We start from the raw sequence: 26583 nt of genomic DNA, 5'->3' as shown, positions 1-26583 counted from the left end.
AGCGGATGCAGGAGACGGGCGTGGATTGGCGCAGCGCCAAAATCGAAGTCGGCGACGGCATACGCCTGCGCGCCTGGCGCGCGGACGATCTGGACGCGCTGGTGCGCCATGCCGACGACGAACAGGTCTCGCGCGGCGTCAGCGATCGTTTTCCGTTCCCTTACACCCGCGCCGACGGCGAGGCTTTCCTGTCCGGGCGCGTCGTCGATTTCCACCATCCGGTGTTCGCGATCGAGATCGGCGGGCAGGCCTGCGGCGGGATCGGCGCGCGGCCCGGCCAGGGCGAACATGCGCACACCGCTGAGTTCGGCTATTGGCTGGGCCGGGAATTCTGGGGCCAGGGCCGCATGACCCGGGTCGTGTCGGCGTTCGCGCCGTGGGTCATGCGCGAGTTGCGGCTGTACCGGCTGCAGGCCACCGTGCTCGACTTCAACACCGGTTCCGCGCGGGTGCTGGCCAAATGCGGCTTTTCGGAGGAAGGTTTGCAGCACAATGCGGTCTTCAAGCGCGGCAGGCTGCACGACCTGCGCGTTTTCGCCAAAGTGCGGAGCGTTCTCGACGATGCCTAAGCCTCCTTCACCTTGGGACAAGCGCGGCGCGCGCCACAGGCCCGAGCGCGGCGACCGCGAACCGGCGTCCGCACCGGCCAGGCATGCCGGGGCCAAAGCGGAGTTGCGCATGTACGGCCTGAACGCGGTTCGCGCGGCGTTCGCGCGGCGGCCGGAAGCGATCCGCAAGGTGTATCTGGCCGAGACGCGCATTCCGCAGCTGCAACCCTTGTTGAAGTGGTGCGTCGCGCACCGCATCGGCTATCGGGTGGTCGACGAGGGCGACCTGCAAAAGCTCGCCGCCAGTTCGCATCATGAAGGCGTCGTGGCCGATGTGTTGCGCGAAGAGCCGCTGCCGCTGTCCGCATGGTTGCAGGGCCTGCCGGCAGGCAGGCAGTGCGCGCTGTGGCTCGATGGGGTGGGCAATCCGCACAATCTGGGCGCGATCCTGCGCGCATCCGCGCATTTCGGCGCGGCGGCGATCCTGTTGCCGGCGCATTCGACGCTGGCGTTGTCCGGCGCTGCGGCGCGCGTCGCCGAAGGCGGCGCCGAAGCGGTGCCGTTCGTGCGTCTGCCCGAAGCGGCAACTGGCATCGCTCAATTGCGCGACGCCGGTTTCGCGCTCGCCGCAACGGTAGTGGGCGGTGGCGGCGACCTTTTCGCGGCGGAGCTGCCGGAACGCCTGGTGTACGTGCTGGGCGCAGAAGGCGAGGGCATGGATCGCGAACTGGCCGCGGCGTGCGACCTACGCTTGTCGATTCCGGGCAGCGGCGCAGTCGAAAGCCTGAACGTGGCTTCGGCCACGGCCGTATTGCTGGCGCAGTGGGCGCAAGGCGGATGAACGCAGACGCGTGGCCGGCATGGCGCACGCTGGACGCGTGGCAGCAAGACGCCGAACGGATCGTCAGTGGCGAAGCCGCGACCCTGCCCGATGTCGCGGAGGTCGTCGCCGGCGAATGCGGCTTGTGCGGTTCCCGTCTCGGCTTTCGGAACGCTGCGGCCGGCGCCGATCTGCGCGAACGGCTGCATTGCCTGCACTGCGCCTGCAATTCGCGCCAGCGCGCGGCTGGCATGGCGCTGCGTGCGGCCGTGGCCGAGGCCCGGTCGGCGCGCGTCTATGCGACCGAACAGGCCAGCCCGTTCTTCATCGCGCTCCGAGGCCGGTTTCCCCGTTCGCGCGGCAGCGAGTTCGTATCCGGGCTGGAAAAGCGCCTGCGCCTGTCGCTGTGGCTGCTCAGGCAGGGCGCGCCGGGATGGGTCCATCGGCAGGACATCACCGCGCTGAGCTTCGCGGATGCGTCCCTGGATGCCGTCGTCAGCCTGGATGTGCTGGAGCACGTACCGGATTACGACAAAGCGTTGCGCGAGTTCGCGCGCGTCCTGCGCCCCGGCGCGATACTCGTGCTGACGGTGCCCTTCCACGAGCGCCATCGCGACAGCCGCGTGATCGCGCGCCTGCGCGACGACGGCGGCATCGACCACGTCGGCGAGCCCGAATTCCACGGCGATCCGCTCAGCGGCGGCGTGCTGTGTTTCCACCATTTCGGGTGGGGCCTGATCGAAAGGCTGCGTGCGGCAGGATTTTCGGACGCGGACGCGTGCCGCGTGCACGACCCGGCACGCGGCCTGCCGCAAGGGCAGTGGGTGTTGCGCGCGCGGCGTTGACGTCGCGTCGCGCTACGAAGCCTTATCTTTCGCGCGGCTCTGCAGCCTTGGGCGCACTGCCGAAATCGCCGTCCGACTGCGCCGTCAGATAGGTGAACACGGCGTACGCGGCCACGTTCTGCGCCAGCGCCTTCGGGTCGATCTTGTCGAGCGTGTCGTCGGCGTTGTGGTGCAGGTCGAAATAGTCGGTGCCGTCGTGTCCTAGGTAGCCCCAGGCCATGCCGCGCGCGGCCAGCGCGCCGATGTCGGATTCCGGGCCGCCCGTGCCGGGCGCGTATTCGATGCCCAGCGGCGCCAGCGCCTTGGCGATCTGCTCGACCGCGGGCTTGGCGTAATCGGGCGCGCTGCTGCTGAAGGCGTAGATGCGGCCGGCGCCGAAATCGCTTTCCGCCGCGATGTGGTGCTTGCTCACGTCCTTGAAGTATTTCTCGGCATAGGCGCGGCCGCCGTACAGGCCTTGTTCTTCGTTGGAGAACGCGACCACGCGGATCGTGCGCTTGGGCTTGAGCGGCTTGACCAGCACGGCGGCGGCCATGCTCAGGCCGATCCCCGCGCCGTCGTCGATGGCGCCGGTGCCGTGGTCCCAGGAATCGAGATGGCCGCCGATCAGCACGACCTCGTCGGGCTTGCCGCTGCCGCGGATTTCGCCGATCACGTTCTGCGAGGTGTATTCGCCGTCGAAACCGCAATCCAGCGCGACGCGCACTTTGGTCGGGCCGAGCGCGACCAGCCGCGCCAACTGGTCGGCATCGGGAATCGACAGCGCCGCGGCAGGAATCGGCTTCAGGCCATCTTCGAAACGCGTGGCGCCGGTATGCGGCACGCGATGGTTGTCGGTGCCGGCCGAGCGCATCAGGAAGGCGACTGCGCCCTTGCGCACCGCCGCCGACGGGCCGCGGCCGCGGATGCCGCCGCCGTTGCGGTAGTCGCTGCCGTCGCGCATTTTTTTCATCTGGTAGTCGACGAAAGCGATCTTGCCGGCCAGCGAACCGTCCGGCGCGGCCTGCAATGCCGCCAGATCCGGGAAACGCACGACTTCGGCCTCGACCGTGCCGCCGGGGCTGCCGCCTAGCGCGGTGAGATAGAGTTTCTGCGCATGCGCGCCGACTACTTCGCCGTGTTCGCTGCGGCGTACCCATTTGGGGAACGTGACCGGCTCGGTCCAGACCTTGTCGTAGCCCAGCTGCTTGAACTTGGCCACCGCCCAGGCGACGGCGCGCGCATCGGCTTCGCTGCCGGCCAGGCGCGGGCCGACTTCGGTGGTCAGCGATTCGGTGATCTTCCAGCCGAGATCGCTGGCCAAAGCTTTTTCGCGCAGCGTCGCGGCGTTGGCGACTGCGGATTCGGGGATCGTGGTCGCCTTCTGAGCGACGGCGGGAGTGGCGGCGATGGCAAGCGTCAACGCGGCGATCGACAGCGAAAAGCGCATTGCAGTCCCCCCGGACATGGCGAAACCCCGAGCTTAGCAGCCCGCGGCTCGGCGTCTTTGTGCCACTCGTCATGGCTGCTGCTTTTCGTAGGAGCGGCTTTAGCCTCGAGCTCTTCCTCGCACGCTTCATGTGCTGGAAAAAGCTCGCGGCTAAAGCCGCTCCTACAAAAGCGGAAGCGGCTCCTACGAAACCTGGGGACGCGAAGCGAATCAGCGCTTGAGGTTGTCGCGGATCTCGCGCAGCAGCAGCACCTCTTCCGGCGGCGCGGCGGGCGCCTCGGGCGGCTTGCGGTTCATGCGGTTGATCGCCTTGACCACCATGAAGATCGCAAACGCGACGATGACGAACTGGATGACGGTATTCAGGAACTCGCCGATGCCGAGCACCACCGCCGGGATCTCCTTGCCGGCCGCATCCACGCCGGCTTCCTTCAGCGTGATCGCCCATTTCGAGAAGTCGACGCCGCCGACCAGCAGGCCGATCGGCGGCATGATCACTTTGTCCACCAGCGCGGTGACGATCTTGCCGAAGGCCGCGCCGATCACGACGCCGACGGCCAAGTCGACGACATTGCCGCGCATCGCGAATTCCTTGAATTCACCGATCATGCCCATCGCGTGTCTCCTTTCCGCTGGCGCCGCCGATCGCGGCGGGTTTTAGCCTACACCAGTGCCGGTGGGCATCACGATCTCGCCGCGCAGCTCGGCGATGCCGTCCAGACGGGCGACGAACGCATCGCCGACCTGCAGCGGCCCGACGCCGGCGGGCGTGCCCATGAAGATCAGGTCGCCCGCGCGCAACGCGTAGAGCTTGGACAATTCGTGGAGGATGTCGCCGACGTTCCAGATCAGGTCCGACAGCGCGCCGCGCTGGCGGGGCTCGCCGCTCACCAGCAGCGTCAGCGTGAGCGTGTCGAGATCGCCCACGGCTGCGGCCGGCACCAGTTCGCTGACCGGCGCGGAGTGGTCGAAGGCCTTGCCGGTGTCCCAGGGCAAGCCTTTGGCCTTGGCCGCGGCCTGCAGGTCGCGGCGGGTCAGGTCCAGGCCGACGCCATAGCCGTAGACCAGCTTCTCGGCGTTGTGCGGATCGAGCACGCCGGCGGGGGCGTCGCGGCCCAGCGCGACCACCAATTCGATTTCGTGATGCAGGTCGTGCGTACCGTGCGGATAGGGCACCACGCCGTCGGTGACGATGGCGTCGGCGGGCTTGAGGAAGAACACCGGCTGTCCGCGTTCGGCTTTCGACGCCGGCGCGGCCGCGCCCATCTCTTTGGCGTGGTCGGCGAAATTGCGGCCGACGCAGTAGATGCGGCGCACGGGAAACATGCCGCCGCCACGCACGGGTATGCGCGATGGCGTCGGCGCGGGGATCGCGTCGGTCGTCGCGGGATCGGTCATCGCAAGGATCAGCGCAGCAGCGGTTTGCCGACGACGCGGTATTCGCCCTCGACCACGTTCTTCTCGGCCGCAATGGGCTTGCCGCGTTGGCGCCAGAACTTCAGCAGCAGGCCGGCGGCGACCATCGCCGCACCGACGAACAGGCCCAGCACCAGCAACACCACCAGCAAGGCCAGGCCGACCAGGCCGAACGCGATCCGCAACAGCGGATGGCGAGGTTTGCGCGGAGCGAAAGCCCAGCGCAGCGAATCGCGGTGAAAATGGAATGCGGGCATCGGCGGCGGTCGTGACAGAATGCAGGCCCAGGGTCGGGCCGGGGGGCAAGTATCGGACAGGCCCAGGACGCATTTGTAAGGAGTTCGTTAATGCGCGGTTACAGCCGGCAGCCGCTGATCGCGCTCGCCGATATCGCCGACGGCGGCTTCGCCGAAGTCGAAGCCGCGCTGGACGGCGATGCCGAGTCGCTGATCCTCTACCGCGACGGCCAGCGGGTGCGCGCATGGCTCAACGTCTGCCCGCACGCCGGCCGGAGGCTGGACTGGGCGCCGGGCAAGTTCCTCAAGAGCAAGGAAGGCCTGTTGGTTTGCGCGGCGCACGGCGCGAGCTTCGAGCTGGCCGAAGGATTATGCGTGGCCGGGCCGTGCCGGGGTTCGCATTTGCGCGTGGTTCCGGTATCTGTCGTCGACGGCGATGTCTGGCTCGGCTCTTGTGGGAGCGGCTTTAGCCGCGAGCTTTTGCAAGACTCATCTGATCCGTAAAAAGCTCGCGGCTAAAGCCGCTCCCGCAAAAGCGGCGGCTCACTTGCCCCAAAACATCACATTCACCGCAGCCACCGCGATGACCACGTAGATCAGCGACAACGGCCCGCCGATGCGCCACAGATCCCGGGAGGTATAACCCGCCGGCCCGGTGATCATCGACATCACCGGATTGGATGCGGTCATGAAGTTGTTGGACGCCGACAGTGCCACGATCAGCGCGAACGCCACCGGATTGCCGCCCGCCGCCAACGCCAGGTTGACCGCCATCGGCACCATCACGATGGTCGCGCCGACGTGGCTGATCACCAGCGAGAACAGCGTAGTCAATATCGCGACCGCCAATTCCAGCACCCAGATCGGCAAACCTTCCGGCAAGCGCGCCAACGTATGCCCGGCCACCCAGGCCGCGGCGCCGCTGGAATCCATCGCCCAGCCGAGCGGGATCAGGCAGGCCATCAAAAATACGGTTTTCCAGTTGATCGCGCCGTAGGCCTCGTCCATGTTCAGCACGCCTGCGATCAGCATGCCGGCCACACCGGTCATCAGCGCGATCGACACCGGGATGCGCGAGCTCAGCGCCAGCAGCATGGTGATGGCGAAGATGGTCATCGCGATCTTGAACTTGTGCGGCCGCTGCTCGCCTTTCGGATAGTCGGTGACGACCACGAAGTCCTTGGCCGACGCGGCCTCGCCCAGGTCCTGCCAGATGCTGTGCAGCACCAGCATGTCGCCGGCGCGCAGCGGCACCTGGCGCACGTTGTCGCGCAGCACTTCCTTGTCGCGGTTGATCGCCAGCAGGCTGATGCCGTACTGCTTGCGCAATTGCAGTTCGGCCGAGTTCTTGCCGATGAACTTCGAAGTCGGCGGCACCACCGCTTCGGAAATGCCGGCGCGGCTGGGGTTGAACAGATCGCGGAATTCGCGCAAGCGCGTGCTCATGCGCAGGAAGTTGTTCTGCGCGAAATCGGCGACCTGCTGGCGCGGGCCCATCGCGCCGAGCACGCTGCCGACCCAGATGCGCGCATCGGCCGGCGGCGCCAGCCGCGATTCGTTGCCGGTCTTCAGCGCCAGCAGCAGCGGCGCGCCGCGCAGGGCTTCGGCCTCGCCCAGCGCCATGCCCACCAGCGGACTGTCGGCGCTGACGGTGAGTTCGAACACGTCGCCTTCGATGCCGTAGGCGCGCGCGAAATAGCTTTCGGTGCGCGCCGGTGTGACGCCGCCGGCGACGTCGTCGCGCAGTTCCTTGTCGCCGAAATAACGGAAATACAAGAGCGAGGCGCCCAGCAACGCCAGGCCGATCGGCAGCGGGGCGAACATGCGCAGCGGCTCGATGGTGGCCGCGCCCGACGGCAGATTGCTGTTGGCCGAGATCAGCAGGTCGTTGAGCAGGATGAGCGGCGAGTTGCCGACCATGGTCAGCGCGCCGCCCATCACGATCGCGGCGGCGATCGGCAGCAGCAGCCGCGATAGCGCCAGGCCGGTGCGCGAACTCAGGCGCGAAGCGACCGGCAGGTACAGCGCCATCACCGACGGGTTCTGCATGATCGACGAGTTGAGGCCCGCCACTGCGGTCGTCAACAGCAATAATCGTTGTTCGACGCCGTGCGCGCGCCGCAGCAGCCACGCGGCCAGCCGGTTCAGCGCGCCGGTACGTTCCAGGCCCGCGCCGAGGATCATGGTGGAAATGACGCTGATCACCGCGCCGCCGGAGAAACCGCCGAACAGGTCTTCCGGCGCGACCAGGCCGGTCAGGCCCAGCAGCACCAGCACCACCAGCGCGACCACGTCGGCGCGGATGCGGTCGAACAGGAACAGCGCCATCGTCAGTCCGACCAGCCCGAGCACGAGCTTCATGTCGGAGGTGAGGGTCAGCGCGCTGTCCATGTGTCCGCGGTTATCTCAAGTCCGTTGTGGGAGCGATGCGTTCGTAGACCAAGTCGAAAACTTCGTGGCCCAGGCGCTGGCCGCGCGATTCGAAATGCGTTTGCGGCCGCCACGGCGGCCGCGGCACGTGCCCGCGCGGCCCGGCGGGGTTGCGCAGGCCGGCGGTGGCGTCGAGTACGTCCCACATCTGTTCGGCATAGTCCCGCCAATCGGTCGCCAGGTGCAAGCGGCCGCCGGGCGCGAGCTTGCGCGCCAGCAGGCCGGCGAACTCGGGTTGCAGCAGCCGGCGCTTGTGGTGGCGTTTCTTGTGCCAGGGGTCGGGGAAGTAGATGCGGATCTCGTCGAGCGAGCCGTCCGCTAGCTCCTGGGTCAGCACTTCGACCGCATCGTGATGATAGACGCGGACATGCTCGCTGCCGTCTTGCGCCAATGCGTTCAACAGCCGGCCCACGCCGGGCGCGTGCACTTCGATGCCGATGTAGTCGCGCGCCGCGTCGCCGGCCGCGGCGAAGCGCAGCGCCTCGCCGTTGCCGAAACCGATCTCGAGCACGCGCGGTGCGCTGCGGCCGAACGCCGCGTCGAAATCGCGCGGCCGGCCTTGGTAGTCCAGCCCGAAACGCGGCCACAGTTCGTCGAACGCGCGCTGCTGCGCCGGGGTGAAGCGTCCCTGCCGCAGCACGAAGCTGCGCACGCTGCGGCGGCCTTCCTGCTGGGTGTAGGGCTTCTTTTGCAGCGGCTCGGTCATCGGCGTCGCGCGGCCTAACCGATGAGCCCGTCGACCGGCGACGAAGCGCTGGCGTAGCGTTTGCGCGGAATGCGCCCGGCGCGGAACGCGGCGCGGCCGGCTTCGACGGCGAGCCTCATCGCCTGCGCCATCAGCACCGGATCCTTGGCCCCTGCGATCGCGGTATTCATCAGCACGCCATCGCAGCCCAGTTCCATCGCGATCGCGGCGTCCGATGCGGTGCCGACGCCGGCGTCGACGATGATCGGCACCTTCGCGTTTTCGACGATCTCGATCAGGTTCCATTTGTTCTGGATGCCCAGGCCCGAACCGATCGGCGCGGCCAGCGGCATCACCGCGACGCAGCCGATCTCTTCCAGGCGCTTGGCCAGGATCGGATCGTCGCTGGTGTAGACCATCACCTCGAAGCCGTCGGCGACCAGCTGTTCCGCCGCTTTCAGCGTCTGCACCACGTCGGGGAACAGCGTCTTCTGGTCGCCGAGCACTTCCAGCTTGGTGAGGTTGTGGCCATCGAGCAGTTCGCGCGCCAAGCGGCAGGTGCGCACGGCGTCTTCGGCGGTGTAGCAGCCGGCGGTATTGGGCAGGATCGTGTACTTGTCCGGCGGCAACACGTCGAGCAAGTTGGGCTCGCCGGGATTCTGGCCGATGTTGGTGCGGCGGATAGCGACGGTGACGATCTGCGCGCCGGCGGCGTCGGTGGCGCGGCGGGTTTCGTCGAGATCCTTGAATTTGCCGGTGCCCGTGAGCAGGCGCGAGCGGTAGGCCTTGCCGGCGATGACCAGGGCGTCATCGGGTGCGGTGAGGAGAGTCATCGCGGGATTATCGCAGGTTGAGCGACTGCGGCGAATGCGGCCGCGCATCCGCTTCGGCTCTGTAGAGCGCAGCTTGTTCCGCTGCTCTTCGGCCCGCCCGAGAAAATGCTGCGGAGCAAGCGCCGCTCTACAGATCGGGGCAGAAGCAGCGGAGCAAGCTCCGCTCTGCAAAGGCTAGCCGCCGCCGAGCGCATGCACGATCTCGACTTTGTCCCCGGCCTGCAGCCGATGCTCGCCATGCCGCCCGCGCGGCACGATCTCGCCGTTGATTTCGACCGCCACGCGGCGTTCGGCCAGGCCCTGGGCGGCAAGCAGGGCGGCGATGGTGGTGGAGGCGTCGGGCAGCGACACCGGGTCGCCGTTCAAGAGAATGTCCATGCCGCCATTGTCGCGCGGTCCGGATGAATACGCGTAGAGGCGGTTCGCAGCCCGCTTGTGGGCCATTGGTCAGGCTTGAGCGGGGTCTGGGTTCGTGAAACGATGCGGCACCATCCGGCGTGGTATTGAGCAGACGTGTCCACAGGGACGCGCTGATCGGGACCGGATCGATCATTTCAGGGAGAGTAGAAGCATGACGTCGTTCCGCCCCGTCCGCACCCTGCTGGCCGCCGCACTGGCGTTGACCGCCGCGCCGGCGCTCGCGCAGACCTATTCGCAGACCGTGTTCTTCGGCGACAGCCTGACCGACGCCGGCTATTTCCGGCCCTTGCTGCCGCCCGAGGCGCAGCCGGTCATCGGCCAATTCACCACCAACCCCGGCTGGGTCTGGTCGCAATACGTGGCCGATTATTACGGCACCGGCGCAACGCCCAACGGCAATGGCCAGAACGGCACCAATTACGCCGCTGGCGGCGCGCGCGTAGGCGTGGACACCAGCGGCGCATTGGGCCCGATTCCGTCGTTGGCCACGCAGACCACGCGCTATCTCGCCGCCAATGGCGGGCGCGCCGATCCGAACGCGCTGTACACCGTATGGGGCGGCGCCAACGATCTGTTCGCGGTGGCCGCCGATCCGTCGCAGGCGCCGGCCATCATCGGCGGTGCGGTGACGGCGCAGGCCGGCATCGTCGCCACGTTGAAAGGCGCCGGCGCGCGTTACATCGTGGTGCCGACCATTCCCGACATCGGCCTCACCCCGTCGTCGCGCGCCGGCGGCGCCGTCGGCATGGCGCAGGGCACCGCGCTCGCCACCGCTTACAACAATGCGTTGTTCGGTGCGCTCGGCGGCGCCGGGTTGCGCGTAATTCCGCTGGATACGTTCCACTTCCTGCAGGAAGCGGTCGCCAATCCTGGCCTGTACGGTTTCCGCAACGTCACCGATCCCGCCTGCGTCGTCGAGTCTTCGCTGACCTGCAGTCCGTTGGCTTATGTCAGTCCCGATGCGGCCAACGCTTATTTGTTCGCCGACGGCGTGCATCCCACCGTCGCGGCGCACCAGATCCTCAGCCAGCTCGCCGTATCGGCGCTGGAAGGCCCGCGCCAGATCGCGCTGCTGCCGCACTCGGCCGCCACGATCGGCCGCGCCCGCGCCGACCGCGTGTCCGCGCACCGGTCCGGCAAGCCCGATGCCGACGGCATGCGCTGGTGGGCCGACGTGCGCGGCGACAACCAGCGCTTCGACAAGGGCGGCACCGGCGCCGGCTTCGACGGCGGCGGTCCGACGCTGACCTTCGGCGTCGATTGGGCCAGCGGCAACCTGGTGTACGGCGCGTTCGCCGGCTATGGCCGGCAGAAGATCGACTTCGGCGGCCGCGCCGGCGATTTCGACCAGAGCGACACCAGCCTGGGCGGCTTCCTCGGCTGGCATGGCGAGCAAGGCCTGTGGGCGAATGCGCAGGTCAGCTACACCAAGCTGGCGTTCGACGTCGACCGCAAGGTCAATCTCGGCCCGGCCACGCGTACGCACAGCGGTTCGCCCGACGGCGACAACCTCAGCATCGGCATCGATGCCGGTTGGGAATTCGGCGACGGCGCGCTGCGCCACGGTCCGGTGATCGGCCTCCTGTCGCAGCGCATCGATGTGGACGGTTATGCGGAAAGCCAGCCGGCCCTGTCCAGTTCGCTGGCGTTCCCCGAGCAGAACTACGACTCGCTGATCGGCAGCGCCGGCTGGCAGGCCAGCTATGCGATCAACGACCATGTGAAGCCTTATGCCCAGCTGACCTACGACCGCGAGTTCGAGGATTACGCCGAAGAGGCGTTCGCGCGCGCGCAATCGCTGCCGGGCACCGGCACGTACGCGGTGCCGGGCCTGGATTTCGACCGCGATTACGGCACCCTGGTGCTGGGCGTGCAGTCGGCCGTGTTCGGACTGGACGCCAATATCGGCGCCAGCGTCACCGTCGGCCAGGAGGAGGGCAACAATGCCTCCGTGTTCGCCACGCTGGGCAAGGGTTTCTGATGTTCAGGCGGGCGACGGATTCACGTTGCCAAGCCTTGACGCGCAGGCATAGACTTTCGCCAGCGCGGGTGTAGTTCAATGGTAGAACTGCAGCTTCCCAAGCTGCTAGCGTGGGTTCGATTCCCATCACCCGCTCCAACCACACAGCGACGGCGACCACCAGGTCGCCGTCGCCTTCTGCGGAGACGTCATGCCCGATCCGCTGGTCACTCTGGGTTGGCGCGAATGGGTCGTACTGCCGGCCCTGGGCATTCCGCGGCTGCGCGCCAAGATCGACACCGGCGCGCGCAGTTCGGCCTTGCACGTAGATGAGCAATGGCGCTTCAGCCAGGGCGGCGCGCCGTGGGTGGGGTTCCGCCTTTCGCACGGCAAGGCGCGTGGCCTGTCGATCCAGGCGCAGGCGCCGATCCACGACGAGCGCGAAGTGGTCGATTCGGGCGGGCGCGGCGAACGCCGCATCTTCCTGCGCACCACGCTGCGCCTGGCCGGACTCGAGCGCGAGATCGAAATCAATCTGACCAATCGCGGCGCCATGCTGTTCCCGATGCTGCTCGGCCGCACCGCCATGACCGGTTTGTTCACCATCGATCCCGCAAGCTCGTTCCTGCACGGCCGCCCGCCGCGGCCCACTTTTCCCACAGGCGCCGCATGAAACTCGCGATTCTGTCCCGCAACGGCAAGCTGTATTCGACCCGCCGCCTGGTCGACGCCGCGCGCGAACGCGGCCACACCGTGCGCGTGCTCGATCCGCTGCGCTGCTACATGCGCATCGCCAGCGACGGCTTCCAGATGCACTACAAGGGCCGGCAACTGGCCGGCTACGACGCGGTGCTGCCGCGCATCGGCGCTTCGATCACGCGCTACGGCACTGCGGTGCTGCGCCAGTTCGAGCTGATGGGCAGCTACACGCCCAACCCCGCCGGCGCGGTGCTGCGCGCGCGCGACAAGCTGCGCACGCATCAGTTGCTCGCGGCGCAGGGCATCGACCTGCCGACGACCGTATTCGGCGACAACCCCGACGACACCGTCGACCTGCTGTCGATGCTCGGCCCGCCGCCGCACGTCATCAAGCTCAACGAAGGCACGCAGGGCGCAGGCGTGATGCTGACCGAGAAACCTTCGGCCTCGCGTGGCGTGATCGAAGCCTTGCGCGGCCTGTACGCCAATTTCCTGGTGCAGGAATTCGTCGAGGAGGCCAAGGGCGCGGACTTGCGTTGCTTCGTCGTCGGCGGCCAGGTGATCGCGGCAATGCGGCGCCAAGCCGAGCAAGGCGAGTTCCGTTCCAATCTGCATCGCGGCGGCACTGCGGTGCCGGCCATCGCCAATGCCGCGGAGCAGGCCGCAGCGGTACGGGCCGCCAAGGTCCTCGGGTTGGGGGTGGCGGGCGTAGACCTGATCCACTCCCATCGGGGGCCGCTGATCCTGGAGGTCAATTCCTCACCGGGCCTGGAAGGCATCGAATCGGCCAGCGGCGTGGATATTGCCGGCAAGATCGTCGAATTTATCGCCCGTAAGCAGAAGAAGCGCCCCGGCGAACAGCGTCGCAATGGCTTGGTTACGGGTGTGCTTAACAAATAATTAGCATCTGGTTTAACTGCGCTTTAATCGACCCCGGCGTAGCCTAGTCCGGACCGAAATCCTGCGTTCCTCTTGGTTGGACTATCCCTGTCGAGAAAGCAGATTACGGTAATCGGGGCAGTACTTTTCGCCCAAGCGGCCAACACCGCTTGGGCTTTTTTCTGGGCGCGACGCTTTCACCCTTAACATTCGGCGGCGTGTGCCAGAATGCCGGTCGATCGCCGGAACCGACCGCGTCGGTGACGGTCGAACCCCCATTCACTTCCGGACAGCCTGATGCGCATCCTCGTCATCGAAGACAACCAGGACATCGCCGCCAACCTGGGCGACTACCTCGAAGACCGCGGCCATACGGTCGACTTCGCCGCAGACGGCGTCACCGGACTGCACCTGGCCGTGGTCAACGACTTCGATGCGATCGTGCTCGACCTCAATCTGCCCGGCCTGGATGGCTTGGAAGTCTGCCGCAAGCTGCGCAACGAGGCGCGCAAGCAGACCCCGGTGCTGATGCTGACTGCCCGCGACAGCCTGGACAACAAGCTCGCCGGTTTCGATTCCGGCGCCGACGACTATCTGATCAAGCCGTTCGCGCTGCAGGAAGTGGAAGTGCGCCTCAACGCGCTGTCGCGCCGCGGGCGCGGCGTGCAGACCCGCGTGCTGGAAGTGGCCGACCTGGAATACAACCTCGATACGCTGGAAGTGCGCCGCGAGGGCAAGCTGCTGCAGCTCAACCCGACCGCGCTGAAGATCCTGCAGGCGCTGATGGAAGCTTCGCCGGCGGTGGTGACGCGGCAGGAACTGGAAACCCGCGTCTGGGGCGAGGAGCTGCCCGATTCGGATTCGCTGCGCGTGCACATCCATGGCCTGCGCGCCGTGGTCGACAAGCCTTTCCCCACGCAACTGATCCAGACGCGCCACGGTATCGGCTACCGCATCGCCGAGCCCGATGCCGGCGCCTGAGTCGCCTGCGCCCGCGCGGCACGCATCGCGCTACCGGCGGCGGCTGCGCAGCCGCATCATCCTCTCGTTCGTGCTGCTGGGCTTCGGCCTGACGGCGCTGTTCGCGTTCGCCACCAACTGGACGCGCGGCCGGGTGGAGAACGAGATCGTCGAAGACGTGATGAACCGCAACATCGACGAATACGCGCGCCAATACTTCACCGAGCCCAACAAGAAACCCGAATTCGGCGTGCAGCAGATGCTCGGCCGGGTGGTCAGGAAGGATCGCTTCGAGGAACTGCGCATCGAGCAGCCCGACTGGTACGAACTGGCCGACGGCATCCACAGCATCCAGGGCCGCAACGCCGACGGCAGCCCGTTCGCCTACAAGCTGGCGGTGCGCAAAACGCCCAACGAATGGTTCTTCCTGGCCTACGACATGACCCAGGCCACGCGCAGCGAGGCGCAGTTCAACCGCGCCATCTACAGCTCGGTGATCTTCTTCACCCTGTTGTCGCTGCTGGTCGGATGGTGGGCGGCGTCGCGGGTGATGAGCCCGGTGTCGGAACTGGCGCGGCGCCTGCAGGCTTCCGGCCGCAGCGCCGAGCCCGAAGCGCTGGCGGCGCATTTCCCCGACGACGAGGTCGGCCAGCTGGCCGAAGCGCTGGACGACTACGCCGAACGCCTGACCGAAGTGGTGCAGCGCGACCGCGAGTTCAACGCCGATGTCAGCCACGAACTGCGCACGCCGCTGGCGGTGATCAAGGGCGCGGTCGAGCTGCTGCTGTCGCGGCCCGACCTGGACGACAAGACCCGCGCGCGGCTGCAGCGCATCCAGCGCGCCGAGCAGCAATGCACCGACCTGATCAGCGCGCTGCTGTTGCTGTCGCGCAACGAACGCGGCCACGGCGCCACCGACGTCGCCAAACTGGCCGAGCAGCTGCTCGACGCGCATCGCACCCAGTTGGGCGGCAAGCCGCTGGAACTGCGGATGGAAGGCGAGCGCGGCCTGGTGGTGGATGCGCCCGAATCGGCGGTCAACGTCGCGCTAGGCAACCTGATCGGCAACGCGGTCAAGTACACGAACTCGGGCGAGGTGATCGTGCGGCTGCTGCCGGGCGAGAAGGCGGTGGAAGTGATCGACTCCGGCCCGGGCCTGAGCGCGGAAGATGCGGCGCGCCTGTTCGAACGCGGCTACCGCGGCACCCACGCCGAACATTCGCAGGGCGGCGGCATCGGCCTGTCGATCGTGCGCAGGCTGTGCGCGCTGTACAACTGGCAGGTGCGCGTGGTGCCGGGCGAGGAGCGCGGCGTGATAGCGACCCTGACCTTCTCCGCGCCGCGCGAAGGGTAAGGCATCGTTGTGGGAGCGGCTTCAGCCGCGATCTTTTGATCTTGGCTTCAGCCGCCGAAAAAGCTCGCGGCTGAAGCCGCTCCCACGAAAAGCTATACGGCTTCGAGCCAGCCGTACTTGTCCGGCGTCTTGCCGTCGAACAGGCCGAAGAACAGTTCCTGCATCTTCTTGGTGACCGGGCCGGGTTTGCCGGCGCCGACCTGGCGGCCGTCGACGGAACGGATCGGCGTGATCTCCGCCGCGGTGCCGCACATGAAGAGCTCGTCGCACAAGTACAGGTATTCGCGCGGCAGGTCGCGCTCGAACACGGCGATGCCGGCGTCGCGCGCCAGCGTGATCAGCGTGTTGCGGGTGAGGCCGTTGAGCAGCGCGGCGCTGACCGGCGTGGTATGCAGCGCGCCGTCGAATACCAGGAACAGGTTCTCGCCCGCGCCCTCGCTGAGCAGGCCGGTAGAGGCCAGCGCGATGCCTTCGCCGAAACCGAGCCGGCGCGCTTCGCGCGCGACCAGCTGGCCGGAAAGATAATTGCCGCCGGCCTTGGCGCCGGCCGGAATGGTGTTGGGCGCGAAACGCTGCCAACTGGACACGCAGGCGTCGATGCCTTGTTCGACCACGCTGGCGCCCAGGTACTGGCCCATCTTCCACGTCGCGACGGCGACGTCGGTCGGCGTATCGGCCGACAGGCCGAAGCCGCCCAAGCCGCGATAAGCGACCGGCCTCAGGTAATCGGTGGTGTGGCCGTTGGCCTTGATCACGTCGCGGCAGGCCGCGTTGATGTCGTCGACGGTATACGGAATCGCCATGTCGTAGATCTTGGCGGATGCGAACAGGCGGCGGTTGTGGTCGGTCAGGCGGAAGATGGCCGGGCCGTTCGGGGTGTCGTAGCTGCGTATGCCTTCGAACACCGACGAGCCGTAGTGCAGCGCGTGCGACATCACATGCGTAGTCGCTTCGGCCCACGGTTTGATGGCGCCGTTGTGCCAGATCCATTCGGGGTACTGCATGGCCGGAATTCCTCGAAAAACGCGAAAGTCAGGAGCGGTATTGTGCCTGAAGCCGGAATTGAAGGTCTTTTCTTTGTGGGAGCGGCTTTAGCCGCGAGCTTTTACGCATGCTCGCGCGCCCTCGCTTGAAAGAGCTCGCGGCTAAAGCCGCTCCCACAGGATCAGAGGCGTATCCACCAGCAACCGAGATGCCGCGTCAGCCCGAACACCGTGCGCGACGGCGTACTGCCGTTGGCCATCGTCTGTTCGATGCGCAGCGCCACCGGCGGACGGTTGCGGGTGGTCTGCGGGTAGATGTCTTCGACCGTTTCCTGCGGCGCCGGCGCCGGTTCCGCATCCGGCACGTCCTGGCCGTGGCCTTCGAGACTGAAAGGAAAGGCGGCGTCGGTGTTGCCGGCGGATACCGGGTCGGCGGGCACCACGACGCGCATCGACGGATACACCGGCACGATGTCCAGCAGCGGCCGCTTGGCGATGGCGTCCAGGCGACCCATTTGCGCGTAGGCGTTGCGGGTGGACATGCCGACCCAGTGCACCACGCCGGCCAAGCGGTTGGCGTCGTGCCCGTCGAAAGCGGCCGTGAGTTCGTAGACCAGATCGCGCACCGTGCGCGCGCAGCCGCCGTAGCGCGCGGCGCCCGCCTGCGTGGCCACCTGCGCGCGCGGCAGGCGTTCGACCGCGCCTATGTATTCGCAAGGACGATCGGTGTAGACAGGGTTGCCGTCCGCGCCCGTGCAGCGGCGCACCTGCGCCTGCGCATGGGAGGGCCACAACCACACGGCCGCCATCAGCGCGGCCGCCAGCAACGGCGTCAGGGGTCGGATCGGAAGCAAGGACGGCATCGCAGCAGACTAGCGCCCGCCGCGATCACCGGAAAGGGCCACAACGCCCGGATTCAGAATTTCACGAAGAAGCAGCCGGCATGGCGCTCGACATCGAAATCGACGAACGAGGCCGCGGTGCCTTGGCCCAATACCAGCTGCAGCACACCGGCATTGCCGCCCATGCCGCCAGGCGACGAGTCGGGGGTCCACGCTTCGTCTTCGTCGGGGGATGGGGGCGCGAACGAGATTTGCGCATTGTAATAGTGAGCCTCGACCGTCGGCTCGCCGATCAACCGTTGCAACCTGTCGAGCGTGCGCCGACCCTGCCGGCTCGACATGCCCGCCCAGTGATAACTCTCGGCGACGCGGTTCACGTCGCCCAACGTCACCGCCGCACGCAGATCCATCGTCAACTGCATGGGCGTGCGTGCGCAGCCGGCCGCGAGCGGGCGGCGCGAGGCCGGCGCAGCGACGGCCAGCGGCTCGGCGTCGGCCGAACCGGTCACCGATGCCGCTGCATTTTCGCGCGAAGCTTCGCTCGCGATCCGGAAGCGCAAGTCGCTCGATATCGCCACGGATTTGGCAGCGAAGGCGGCACAAGCCTTGTCGGTGTAGATCGGCACGCCGTCCGCGGACTGGCAGCGGCGCAGCGCACTGGATGCCGCGACTGGCGCGAACACCGGAGTGGCGGACAGCGATAGCGCGACTGTGGCTGTAGCGAGCAGCGTCCTATTCATTTCGGCGCACGTCAAACATGTGCGCGCATGGTTCTCTTGTCGGCGTGACCGAAGCGTGTGAAAAGGCGTTGGAACTGAAGCGCAGCCAACATGAATAAGGCGACTGCGGTTCCCGTACAGGCCCTTTTAATTTCCGCGAAGGAATAGTGCAGGGCGACGGCTCGAATGGAACGACGCCGCGCGTTCAGGCGATCCTGGACAGAACGCCCAAAGTCGGCTTGGACATATTCAGCGTGTAGAAGTGCAGCGCCGGCGCGCCGCCCTCGACCAGGCGCCGGCACAGGTCGGCGACGAAGTCGGTGGCGAACTCGCGGATGCTGTCGACGTCGTCGCCGTAAGCCAGCATGCGCTTGCCGATCCAGCGCGGGATCTCGGCGCCGCAGGTTTCCGAGAAGCGACGCAATTGGCTGAAATTGGAGATCGGCATGATGCCGGGCACGATCGGGATCGCGATGCCCATCTTGCGGGCGTCGTCGACGAAGCGGAAATACGCGTCGGCGTTGTAGAAGTACTGGGTGATGGCGCCGTCCGCGCCGGCGTCGACCTTGGCCTTGAAGTGCTTCAGGTCGGCCATGGCGTGCTCGGACTGCGGATGCGTTTCCGGATAACAGCCCACTTCGATGTGGAAGAAGCCGTCGTGCTCGCGGCGGATGAATTCGACCAGATCGGTCGCGTAACGGAAATCTCCGGTGTGGCCCATGCCCGAGGGCAGGTCGCCGCGCAGCGCGACGATGCGCTTGCAGCCCATGCCTTTGTAGCGTTCGAGCAGCGCGCCCAGTTCCGCGCGCGTGCCGCCGACGCAGGAAATGTGCGGCGCGGCATCCAGGCCGTGGATGCCGTGCAGGCGGTGCACGGTTTCCGGTGTGTAGTCCAGCGTCGAGCCGCCGGCGCCGAAGGTGCAGGACACGTATTCGGGCGAGAGCTTCTTCAGCCGCAACGCGACCTTGTCCAGCTGCGCGCGCTGCTCTTCGGTCTTGGGCGGGAAGAATTCGAAACTGATCGGTGTCCGCATCGCTTGCTCCGGAACCGACCCGGCCGTGGCCGGGTCTGTTTTTTTGCTTTTAGCTTTAGCCGTCATCCCCGCGAAGGCGGGGATCCAGCGACTTTGACGCCATTCCAATGATTATGCGAAAGCTAAAGTCACTGGATTCCCGCCTTCGCGGGAATGACGGCTTTTTAAGGCTCAGTAGCGGTAGTGATCCGGCTTGTACGGACCTTCCACCGCCACGCCGAGGTAATCGGCCTGTTCCTGGGTCAGCTTGGTCAGCTTCACGCCGATTTTCTCCAGGTGCAGGCGCGCGACTTCCTCGTCCAATGCCTTGGGCAGGCGGTACACGGTCTTCTCGTACTTGTCCTTGTTCGCCCACAGATCGATCTGCGCCAGCGTCTGGTTGGAGAACGAATTGGACATCACGAAGCTCGGGTGGCCCGTTGCGCAGCCCAGGTTCACCAGGCGGCCTTCGGCGAGCAGGAAGATTTCCTGGCCCGGAGCGATCACGTACTTGTCGACCTGCGGCTTGATGTTGATCTTCTTGGCGCCCGAAGCGTTCAGCGCATCGACCTGGATCTCGTTGTCGAAGTGGCCGATGTTGCAGACGATGGCCTGGTTCTTCATCGACTGCATGTGCTTGAGCGTCAGCACGTCCTTGTTGCCGGTGGTGGTGACGTAGATGTCGGCGGTGCCTAGCGTGTCCTCGACCGGCGCCACTTCGAAGCCTTCCATCGCCGCCTGCAGCGCGCAGATCGGATCGATCTCGGTGACGATCACGCGCGCGCCGTAAGCGCGCAGCGAGTGCGCCGAACCCTTGCCGACGTCGCCGTAGCCGCACACGACCGCGACCTTGCCGGCCAGCATCACGTCCATCGCGCGCTTCAGGCCGTCGGCCAGCGACTCGCGGCAGCCGTACAGGTTGTCGAACTTGGACTTGGTGACCGAATCGTTGACGTTGATCGCCGGCACCAGCAGCTTGCCCTGTTCGGCGATCTGGTAGAGGCGGTGCACGCCGGTGGTGGTCTCTTCCGACACGCCCTTCCAGTCCTTGACCACGTTCGTCCAGAAACCGGGACGCTCTTTGGCGACGCGCTTGAGCAGGTTCTTGATGACGCCTTCCTCATGCGAGGAGGCCGGCTCGTCGACCCACTTCGAACCCTGTTCCAGCTCGTAGCCCTTGTGGATCAGCAGCGTCACGTCGCCGCCGTCGTCGACAACCAGCTCCGGGCCCTTGCCGCCCGGGAAGGTCACCGCATCGAGCGTGCAATCCCAATATTCTTCCAGCGACTCGCCCTTCCACGCGAACACCGGCGTGCCGGTCGCGGCGATCGCAGCGGCGGCGTGGTCTTGGGTGGAGAAGATGTTGCACGAGGCCCAGCGCACGTCGGCGCCGATGTCCTTCAGCGTCTCGATCAGCACCGCGGTCTGGATGGTCATGTGCAGCGAGCCGGTGACGCGCACGCCCTTGAGCGGCTTGGTCGCGGCGTGTTTCTTGCGGATCGACATCAGGCCAGGCATCTCGTGCTCGGCGATATCGATTTCCTTGCGGCCCCAATCGGCCAGGGTGATGTCGGCGACTTTGTAATCGCCTTCGGTCGAGAAGGTTTTGACGACAGCGTTCATGGTGTTGCTCCGTTGTTGGGAGTCCGCCTTCTTTCGAGAGGGCTTGGACTCGCATTAACGGGCGCCGTTGAAGTGGAACCTCGCCGAGCCTGGCTGTTTTTACGGGCCCGCGGGGCCCGCCAACAGTCGCAGCGCCCCTCGGCGGGGCAGGGGCGTAATTCTATCGCTTTCTCGCGATGGAAGGATATGTCTGAGGACGCCGGTGCACGGCCTCTTTTGCCTGTTCAGCCTTTCGGAACAATGCCTTACGCGGGTTTGCCCTAGCTGATGGTGTGCGCAGCGTCGACCTAAGATCGGGCCGTCCCTCCGTCGAGGATCGCCGTCATGCCCGAACTGAATCCGAATATCACCGCTTTCGAGCGTCATTTCGACGTCTTCGACACCGCCGCCCACGGCGGCAGCACGGACGGCAAAGTCAGCCGCGAGGACATCGAGGCGGTCGCCAACGGCGATCGGTTCACCGCCGAGCAGCGCGCTGCCGCGCAATATTTGCTCGATCATCCGGACCAATACGCTTTATTGGATACCGGAAAGGACGGCGGCGGCCTGTACGCGGCGGACGGCGACATCTCGCGGGAGGACATCGACGCGGTCGTCGCCGACTCGCCTCTCTTCAACGACACCGCGACCTTCGTCAGCGATGCGCCGGCGATCCCGGCGGGCACGCAAGCGGACTTCGACGACCCCGCCGCGGCCGCCGCGCAGACCGAGCATGTCGCGCAGGGCGGCATGGGCGATACCGAGGCCTCGGCCACCACCCAGTTCATGCATTTCGTGCGCGAGCACCAGGACGATCCGCAGTGGCTGCAGGATTACTTCGCCGCGCTCGGCGCGGAGAAGACCGCGCAATACCTGAGCAACGTCGCCGATCCCAACCGCTACAACGACCTGTCCGCCGAATACGCCAACGGCGAGATCGATGCCGCGCGCAACGCGCTGCAGAACATGTACGAGAGCGGCGCGCTCAACGATGCCGACATCGCGCGCATGGTCGAGCACTGGGCCATGGAAGGCGGCGACCTCAACACCGGCGTGGCGCAATTGTTCGGCGGTCTGGAAGGCCGCCGGGCGCAGGACATGCAGAACGCGTTCTTCCGCGCCGCCAGCGAGTTGGCGCTGGCCGGACAGGATGTAGCGAACCGGCAGTTCCAATTCTCCGACGACGCCATCGGCCGGCTCAGCGACGGCGACCGCGAAAGCCTCGCCGCGGCCGCGGCTTATGTGCTGAGCGGGACCAGCACCGAAAACCAGGTCAGCCGCATGATCGACCTGCAGGCCGACGGCGGCGCCGAGGGCGGCACGATCGACCGGTTCATCAGCTTGGCGATGGCCAATCCCACCCAGGTCGCGTCGTTCGACGCCTACACCTACGACGCGGACAACCAGCGGATCCAGGATCCGGATGCGCGCGGGCCGGTCGGCCAGGAAGTCGCGTACGACGGCGTCGCCCGGCTGGTCAACACGCTCAGCGTCGACAGCACCTATCGCGGCGGGCCGGACCGCTTCCTGCCGCCGCCGCCGTACAGCTACGCGGCGCTGCAATCGGTGCGCGACGACGTGTTCTACAGCGCCTCGAACGGCTTGGACGCGAATCGCGACCAGTGGCAGGACAACACGATGCTCAAGGACGGCCTGTCGCGCATCCTGATGTCCGACTTCGATCGCATGGTCAGTGAGGCGACCAGCACGAACGGCGCGCGCTTCGACGACGAACATCCGTTCCCGAAAGCCTTGGAGAACTTCGCGCAGAATGTGTTGTTCACCGACCCCACCGGCGCGTCGCGCGACGCCACCAGCCAGTTCCTGGTCGACAAACTGAGCACGATCATCAACGACGTCAATACGCTCAGCGACGCCGACTTCGCCGACAAGTACGGTCGCAATCAAGCCGAAATGACCCATATCGCAGGCAGCGTGCTGGGCCATATCGACAACGGGCTGGAGCAGGCCACTCAGGTCGCGAGCGACAAACATGCCGCGCAGCAGAAAGGCCTGGAGTTCGGCCTCGATCTGGCCTGGGCGCTGGGACAGGACGGCTTGAAGCTGTTGCCGGGAGGCAATGTGGTGTCGACGATCCTGCCCGACTCGATCACCGGCTCGGAAACCTTCGGCGCGATCAAAGGCGAGATCGAAACCATGATGCGCGAAGGCCTGAGCGACCAGGCCGCGGCGCTGCTGCTGGAGAAATTCCCCGATTTGCACGCCGATGGGGCGTTGTCGGGCCTGACCCAGGAATTGTCGGAAGTCATCGCCGTCGACAACGAACGCGATTATCTGGCGTCCCTGTTGGCCAGCTACGAGAACGTCGACAGCAATCCTGCCGCGCAATAGGCGCCTGCAGGGGACGATGCGCCGGGTGGAGGCCCGGCGCATTTTTCATTTGGACCGACGGCGGAACCGTTCCGCGCATCGGAGCGGCATGCGGTGGAGCCAATGGCGCCATGCTGCGCATTCATCATCGCAGGCGATGCTTTCGTCACTCGCTAGGGTTTTCCCCAGGCCGCCACTGCGCGCATCCGGCGCTACCCTGCGTTCCGACATGAGACTGCAACAAGGAAGGGAATCGATTCAATGGTCAATCTCGCTTACATCGACGGCGGTGGCGGCGTCGCTTCGCCGCAGAACCATCCGCAGACCCATACCGTCGCCTCCGGCGAAAAGCTCTCCGACATCGCCGACCGCTACGGCGTCACGCCGCAGGCGATCCGCGACGCCAATCCGGACATCTTCCAGGACCCTTCCGCCCGGCGGCGCGACAACGCGCAGAGCGGCGGCGAGCTGATATGGTCGGGCGACACGCTGAACATTCCGGCTGCGCCGCAAAGCGTGACCGAGGAGCCGGTCGACAGCAGTTCGGTCAACCCGGGCTTCCCGTCGCCGGATAGCGAATACAAGGCCGGCAACATCACTTTCAATCCGGCCGACGGCACCATAAAGCTGACCCAGGAACAGCAGGCCGAACTCGCCAATAGCCGCAAGGAAGATCCGTTCGGAATCGAAAAGCCCGGCACCGGCGGCGTGCAGTTCGAGCTGACCAACAAGCGCGAATACACCGCTGGGTTCGCCAACAAGAACGGCAATACCGAAGTGTCTGTGGAGTTCGTCGCCGATGTGGGCGTCAAGGGCACGGCCGAAAGCGGCAAGAAGGGCGGTCTGGAACTCGAAGCCAGCGCCAGCGCCGGCACGCGCTTCAAGTACAAGGTGATCCTGCCGGGCGAGAACCGGGATCCGGCGATCGCCGCGACGATCGATCCGACCGATCCGAGCACGATCCCCGACGGCGCCACGATCACCATGGACGGGCAGAGCTTCGCCAATACGGCATTCGCCGGTTCGTTCAAGCACGTGGCGGTGCAGTCCAATCGTCTGGAAGCCAGTGGCGTCACCTACAGCGTCACCCGCCACGGCGACAGCGTCACCGTGCTGACCGGTCCGACCGAGGTGATCGAGTCGTTCCAGGGGATGGGCGGCAAGTGGGGCGACATCACCGCGATCGTCGGCCGCCAGGACATCCTGTCCGATGCGAAGCTGCAGGCGGCGACGTTCGACCTGTCCAATCCGGACAGCCAGGCGGCATACGAGCATTTCCTGTGGAGCGGCCAGGTCGCGCACGAAACGCCCGGCGTCACCGACGCGCAGACCGTCGAACGGGTGGACGTGTCCTCGCAGACGCGGCTCAAGCTCGAAGCCGGCCCGTTCGGCGTGGATCTCGCAGGCCAGCGCAACACCGGCGCGTTCGTGAAGACGACCTTCCCGGACGGCTCTTACACGTACGCGATCAACCTGCAGTATTCGGACAACGTGCCGTTGCAGGTCGTGCAGCGCTTCGATGCATCCGGTAATGAGATCGTGTCCGAACGCACTTACTCGTTCACGATCGAGGCGGGCGAGACCGAGGCGTTCTTCCTCAACGAAGCGTGGTCCGGACAGTTCCGCGGCGATGGTCCAGCAGAGGCCGGCAAAGTAACGGTCACCTTTACCGAGGCGCAGTTGCAAGATCTGATGACGCAGACGCACGGTGCGATCCAGGCCACCGCGGTCGACGGCCAGCCGACTTCGGCGTCGCACGATCTGCAAAGCTTGGTCGGCGGTTATGGCGGTATGCCGTCGCAGACCACGCTCGATTTCGCCATCAACTTGGTGCGCAATCTGGGCACCGGCGATCCGCGGCTGTTTACGGAGACGTTGAGCCGCATCTCCGACGGCGCCGATGGCAAGCTGGCGGTAGATTCGCACGGCGAGCCGATCGCGATGGAGATCAAGAACGGCTGATCGGCTGCAAGCGCATGGAGCTTTAGCCCTCTCCCGCTTGCGGGAGAGGGTTGGGTGAGGGCGCGCGGGGTACTAATTCGTTTCGCGGCGGTCTGGAGCAGAGCTTTGCTTGAAACCGTTTGTTCGCCGCAATCTTGCAATGGCGCGCGCCCTCACCCCAGCCCTCTCCCGCTTGCGGGAGAGGGGGCCAAGCCACAGCAAGAAAAAGCCGCGCAATGCGCGGCTTTTTCTTTAATGCGAAACAGCAGCCTTACTTGATCCCAGCCGCCTTGCGCAGCTCGTCGGCCTTGTCGGTCAACTCCCACGAGAACGCGGTGGCGTTGTGCTTCTTGCCGGCCGCATCGGTGTAGCTGATCTGCTTCGGCTTGCGGCCGAAGTGGCCGTAAGCAGCGGTGTCCTGGTACATAGGATGGATCAGGTCCAGCATCTTGATGATGCCGTACGGACGCAGGTCGAAATGCTTGCGGATCAGCTTCTCGATCTTCTCGTCGGCGATCTTGCCGGTGCCGAAGGTGGTGACCGAGATCGAAGTCGGCTCGGCCACGCCGATCGCGTAGCTGACCTGCACTTCGCAACGGTCGGCCAGGCCGGCCGCGACTACGTTCTTGGCGACGTAACGCGCGGCGTATGCGGCCGAGCGGTCGACCTTCGACGGATCCTTGCCCGAGAACGCGCCGCCGCCGTGGCGCGCCCAGCCGCCGTAGGTGTCGACGATGATCTTGCGGCCGGTCAGGCCGCAATCGCCCACCGGGCCGCCGATCACGAACTTGCCGGTCGGGTTGATGTGGAACTTGGTGCCCTTGTGCAGCCACTTGGCCGGCAGCACGGGCTTGAGGATGTGTTCGCGTACGGCTTCGACCAGGTCTTTCTGCTTCACGTCCGGATCGTGCTGGGTCGACAGCACCACCGCATCGATGGCCGAGGCCTTGCCGTTCTCGTAGCGCAGCGTGACCTGGCTCTTCGCGTCGGGGCGCAACCAGGGCAGCTTGGAGTTCTTGGCCTTGCGCACCTTGGCCTGCTGTTCGACCAGGCGGTGCGACAAGTGGATCGCGGCCGGCATGTAGCTGTCGGTCTCGTTGGTGGCGTAGCCGAACATCAGGCCCTGGTCGCCGGCGCCTTGTTCTTCGGGCTTCTTGCGGTCCACGCCCTGGTTGATGTCGGGCGACTGCTTGCCGATCAGGTTCAGCACGCCGCAGGTGGCGCCGTCGAAACCGACGTCGCTGCTGTCGTAGCCGATGTCCAGGATCACCTTGCGGGTCAGCGCCTCCAGGTCGATCCAGGCGCTGGTGGTGATTTCGCCGGCGACGATCGCCACGCCGGTCTTCACCATCGTCTCGCAAGCCACGCGCGCGCGCTTGTCCTGGGCCAGGATCGCGTCCAGCACGGCATCCGAAATCTGGTCGGCGACCTTGTCCGGATGGCCTTCGGAGACCGATTCGGAGGTGAACAGGTAATTGGACATCGGCACAGGCTCCTGAAGGGACGCATCCCTTTATTCGGATGAAAAGATGGCCGCGAATGATACACGGCCGGGCGGGCAGGTGCATTGTGCCGTGCCCGGAGTTGGCTTGCAGTAAGCATCCGGACGCGCCGGCGCTGTCATTTCCCTGCCGTAAAA

Annotated in this window: 25 protein-coding genes, 1 tRNA gene and 1 riboswitch; of the genes, 12 read left to right on the top strand and 14 right to left on the bottom strand. The window is 66.3% G+C overall.

Annotated elements, in window-relative coordinates; translation table 11 throughout:
* Window positions 1-20: 20 nt before the first annotated feature.
* The 3 genes from M2650_RS12175 to M2650_RS16440 are packed head-to-tail and all read left to right on the top strand — an operon-like array spanning window position 21 to window position 2213.
* Window positions 21-569, top strand: a complete 549-nt coding sequence (locus tag M2650_RS12175; protein ID WP_425602546.1) for a GNAT family N-acetyltransferase — start codon at window positions 21-23, stop codon at window positions 567-569.
* Window positions 562-1389, top strand: coding sequence for a TrmH family RNA methyltransferase (locus tag M2650_RS12170; protein ID WP_345779861.1), 828 nt, complete (start codon window positions 562-564; stop codon window positions 1387-1389). The genes M2650_RS12175 and M2650_RS12170 overlap by 8 nt, the downstream gene beginning before the upstream one ends.
* Window positions 1386-2213, top strand: a complete 828-nt coding sequence (locus tag M2650_RS16440; protein WP_283254765.1) for a class I SAM-dependent methyltransferase — start codon at window positions 1386-1388, stop codon at window positions 2211-2213. Before M2650_RS12170 ends, M2650_RS16440 begins: the two co-directional genes overlap by 4 nt.
* Before the next feature lie 22 nt (window positions 2214-2235).
* On the opposite strand, the gene M2650_RS12160 is transcribed toward M2650_RS16440, so the two are convergent.
* The 4 genes from M2650_RS12160 to M2650_RS12145 form a co-directional block, all read right to left on the bottom strand.
* Window positions 2236-3642 (bottom strand): M20/M25/M40 family metallo-hydrolase, encoded by a 1407-nt coding sequence (locus M2650_RS12160; protein WP_249474854.1) that lies wholly within the window; start codon window positions 3640-3642, stop codon window positions 2236-2238.
* A gap of 210 nt (window positions 3643-3852) precedes the next feature.
* A complete protein-coding gene (gene mscL / locus M2650_RS12155; protein WP_249474853.1) occupies window positions 3853-4257 on the bottom strand; it encodes a large-conductance mechanosensitive channel protein MscL in 405 nt (134 codons plus the stop codon).
* Window positions 4258-4299: 42 nt separating this feature from the next.
* Window positions 4300-5040: a fumarylacetoacetate hydrolase family protein gene (locus tag M2650_RS12150; protein WP_249474851.1), complete on the bottom strand. Its 741-nt coding sequence runs from the start codon at window positions 5038-5040 to the stop codon at window positions 4300-4302.
* An 8-nt stretch (window positions 5041-5048) separates the two neighbouring features.
* Complete coding sequence (locus M2650_RS12145) at window positions 5049-5315, bottom strand: hypothetical protein (protein ID WP_249474849.1); 267 nt, start codon at window positions 5313-5315, stop codon at window positions 5049-5051.
* Between the two features lie 90 nt (window positions 5316-5405).
* Here M2650_RS12145 and M2650_RS12140 point away from each other — a divergent pair, with 90 nt between their 5' ends.
* Window positions 5406-5798: a Rieske (2Fe-2S) protein gene (locus tag M2650_RS12140; RefSeq protein ID WP_249474848.1), complete on the top strand. Its 393-nt coding sequence runs from the start codon at window positions 5406-5408 to the stop codon at window positions 5796-5798.
* A gap of 39 nt (window positions 5799-5837) precedes the next feature.
* Here the strand turns inward: M2650_RS12140 and M2650_RS12135 are convergent, their stop codons facing one another.
* The 4 genes from M2650_RS12135 to thiS all read right to left on the bottom strand — a co-directional run bounded on the left by M2650_RS12135 (window position 5838) and on the right by thiS (window position 9620).
* Window positions 5838-7685, bottom strand: a complete 1848-nt coding sequence (locus tag M2650_RS12135; protein WP_249474847.1) for an SLC13 family permease — start codon at window positions 7683-7685, stop codon at window positions 5838-5840.
* A gap of 10 nt (window positions 7686-7695) precedes the next feature.
* Window positions 7696-8430, bottom strand: coding sequence for a tRNA (guanosine(46)-N7)-methyltransferase TrmB (gene trmB, locus M2650_RS12130; protein WP_249474846.1), 735 nt, complete (start codon window positions 8428-8430; stop codon window positions 7696-7698).
* 14 nt (window positions 8431-8444) lie between these two features.
* Window positions 8445-9242, bottom strand: coding sequence for a thiazole synthase (locus M2650_RS12125; RefSeq protein WP_249474844.1), 798 nt, complete (start codon window positions 9240-9242; stop codon window positions 8445-8447).
* A 174-nt stretch (window positions 9243-9416) separates the two neighbouring features.
* On the bottom strand, window positions 9417-9620 hold the full coding sequence (thiS, locus tag M2650_RS12120) for a sulfur carrier protein ThiS (protein WP_249474842.1): 204 nt from the start codon (window positions 9618-9620) through the stop codon (window positions 9417-9419).
* A 223-nt stretch (window positions 9621-9843) separates the two neighbouring features.
* Here thiS and M2650_RS12115 point away from each other — a divergent pair, with 223 nt between their 5' ends.
* The 6 genes from M2650_RS12115 (at window position 9844) to M2650_RS12090 (ending at window position 15514) form a co-directional block, all read left to right on the top strand.
* Window positions 9844-11643 carry an autotransporter domain-containing protein gene (locus M2650_RS12115; protein WP_249475057.1) on the top strand — a complete coding sequence of 600 codons (1800 nt, stop codon included), beginning with the start codon at window positions 9844-9846 and terminating at the stop codon, window positions 11641-11643.
* A gap of 64 nt (window positions 11644-11707) precedes the next feature.
* A tRNA-Gly gene (locus M2650_RS12110) sits at window positions 11708-11781 on the top strand.
* Window positions 11782-11833: 52 nt separating this feature from the next.
* On the top strand, window positions 11834-12295 hold the full coding sequence (locus M2650_RS12105; protein ID WP_249474840.1) for an ATP-dependent zinc protease family protein: 462 nt from the start codon (window positions 11834-11836) through the stop codon (window positions 12293-12295).
* Window positions 12292-13221, top strand: a complete 930-nt coding sequence (gene rimK, locus M2650_RS12100) for a 30S ribosomal protein S6--L-glutamate ligase (protein WP_249474839.1) — start codon at window positions 12292-12294, stop codon at window positions 13219-13221. Before M2650_RS12105 ends, rimK begins: the two co-directional genes overlap by 4 nt.
* Window positions 13222-13497: 276 nt before the next feature.
* On the top strand, window positions 13498-14181 hold the full coding sequence (locus M2650_RS12095) for a response regulator transcription factor (RefSeq protein WP_144898066.1): 684 nt from the start codon (window positions 13498-13500) through the stop codon (window positions 14179-14181).
* Window positions 14168-15514 carry a sensor histidine kinase gene (locus tag M2650_RS12090; protein WP_249474837.1) on the top strand — a complete coding sequence of 449 codons (1347 nt, stop codon included), beginning with the start codon at window positions 14168-14170 and terminating at the stop codon, window positions 15512-15514. Before M2650_RS12095 ends, M2650_RS12090 begins: the two co-directional genes overlap by 14 nt.
* 92 nt (window positions 15515-15606) lie before the next feature.
* On the opposite strand, the gene M2650_RS12085 is transcribed toward M2650_RS12090, so the two are convergent.
* The 5 genes from M2650_RS12085 to ahcY form a co-directional block, all read right to left on the bottom strand.
* On the bottom strand, window positions 15607-16518 hold the full coding sequence (locus M2650_RS12085) for a branched-chain amino acid transaminase (RefSeq protein ID WP_249474835.1): 912 nt from the start codon (window positions 16516-16518) through the stop codon (window positions 15607-15609).
* 161 nt (window positions 16519-16679) lie between these two features.
* Window positions 16680-17360 (bottom strand): DUF4124 domain-containing protein, encoded by a 681-nt coding sequence (locus M2650_RS12080; protein ID WP_249474833.1) that lies wholly within the window; start codon window positions 17358-17360, stop codon window positions 16680-16682.
* Window positions 17361-17413: 53 nt separating this feature from the next.
* Window positions 17414-18079: a hypothetical protein gene (locus tag M2650_RS12075; protein WP_249474832.1), complete on the bottom strand. Its 666-nt coding sequence runs from the start codon at window positions 18077-18079 to the stop codon at window positions 17414-17416.
* Window positions 18080-18263: 184 nt separating this feature from the next.
* Window positions 18264-19091 carry a methylenetetrahydrofolate reductase [NAD(P)H] gene (gene metF, locus M2650_RS12070; protein ID WP_249474830.1) on the bottom strand — a complete coding sequence of 276 codons (828 nt, stop codon included), beginning with the start codon at window positions 19089-19091 and terminating at the stop codon, window positions 18264-18266.
* Between the two features lie 171 nt (window positions 19092-19262).
* The gene (gene ahcY, locus M2650_RS12065; protein WP_249474828.1) at window positions 19263-20693 is read right to left on the bottom strand and encodes an adenosylhomocysteinase; all 1431 of its coding nucleotides are present in this window, start codon (window positions 20691-20693) and stop codon (window positions 19263-19265) included.
* Between the two features lie 52 nt (window positions 20694-20745).
* A riboswitch (S-adenosyl-L-homocysteine riboswitch) is annotated at window positions 20746-20839 on the bottom strand.
* A 178-nt stretch (window positions 20840-21017) separates the two neighbouring features.
* Between ahcY and M2650_RS12060 the strand changes: the two genes are divergently transcribed.
* Window positions 21018-23024 (top strand): hypothetical protein, encoded by a 2007-nt coding sequence (locus tag M2650_RS12060; protein WP_249474826.1) that lies wholly within the window; start codon window positions 21018-21020, stop codon window positions 23022-23024.
* A gap of 240 nt (window positions 23025-23264) precedes the next feature.
* Window positions 23265-24965, top strand: coding sequence for a LysM peptidoglycan-binding domain-containing protein (locus M2650_RS12055; protein WP_249474824.1), 1701 nt, complete (start codon window positions 23265-23267; stop codon window positions 24963-24965).
* A 250-nt stretch (window positions 24966-25215) separates the two neighbouring features.
* On the opposite strand, the gene metK is transcribed toward M2650_RS12055, so the two are convergent.
* Window positions 25216-26427 (bottom strand): methionine adenosyltransferase, encoded by a 1212-nt coding sequence (gene metK, locus M2650_RS12050; RefSeq protein ID WP_249474822.1) that lies wholly within the window; start codon window positions 26425-26427, stop codon window positions 25216-25218.
* Between the last annotated feature and the right edge of the window lie 156 nt (window positions 26428-26583).

The organism is Luteimonas galliterrae (genome assembly GCF_023374055.1).
GTDB classification, from domain to species: Bacteria; Pseudomonadota; Gammaproteobacteria; order Xanthomonadales; family Xanthomonadaceae; genus Luteimonas_C; species Luteimonas_C galliterrae.
The sequence above is the reverse complement of the archived record's forward strand: the minus strand, read 5'-3'. Positions and strand labels throughout refer to the sequence as shown.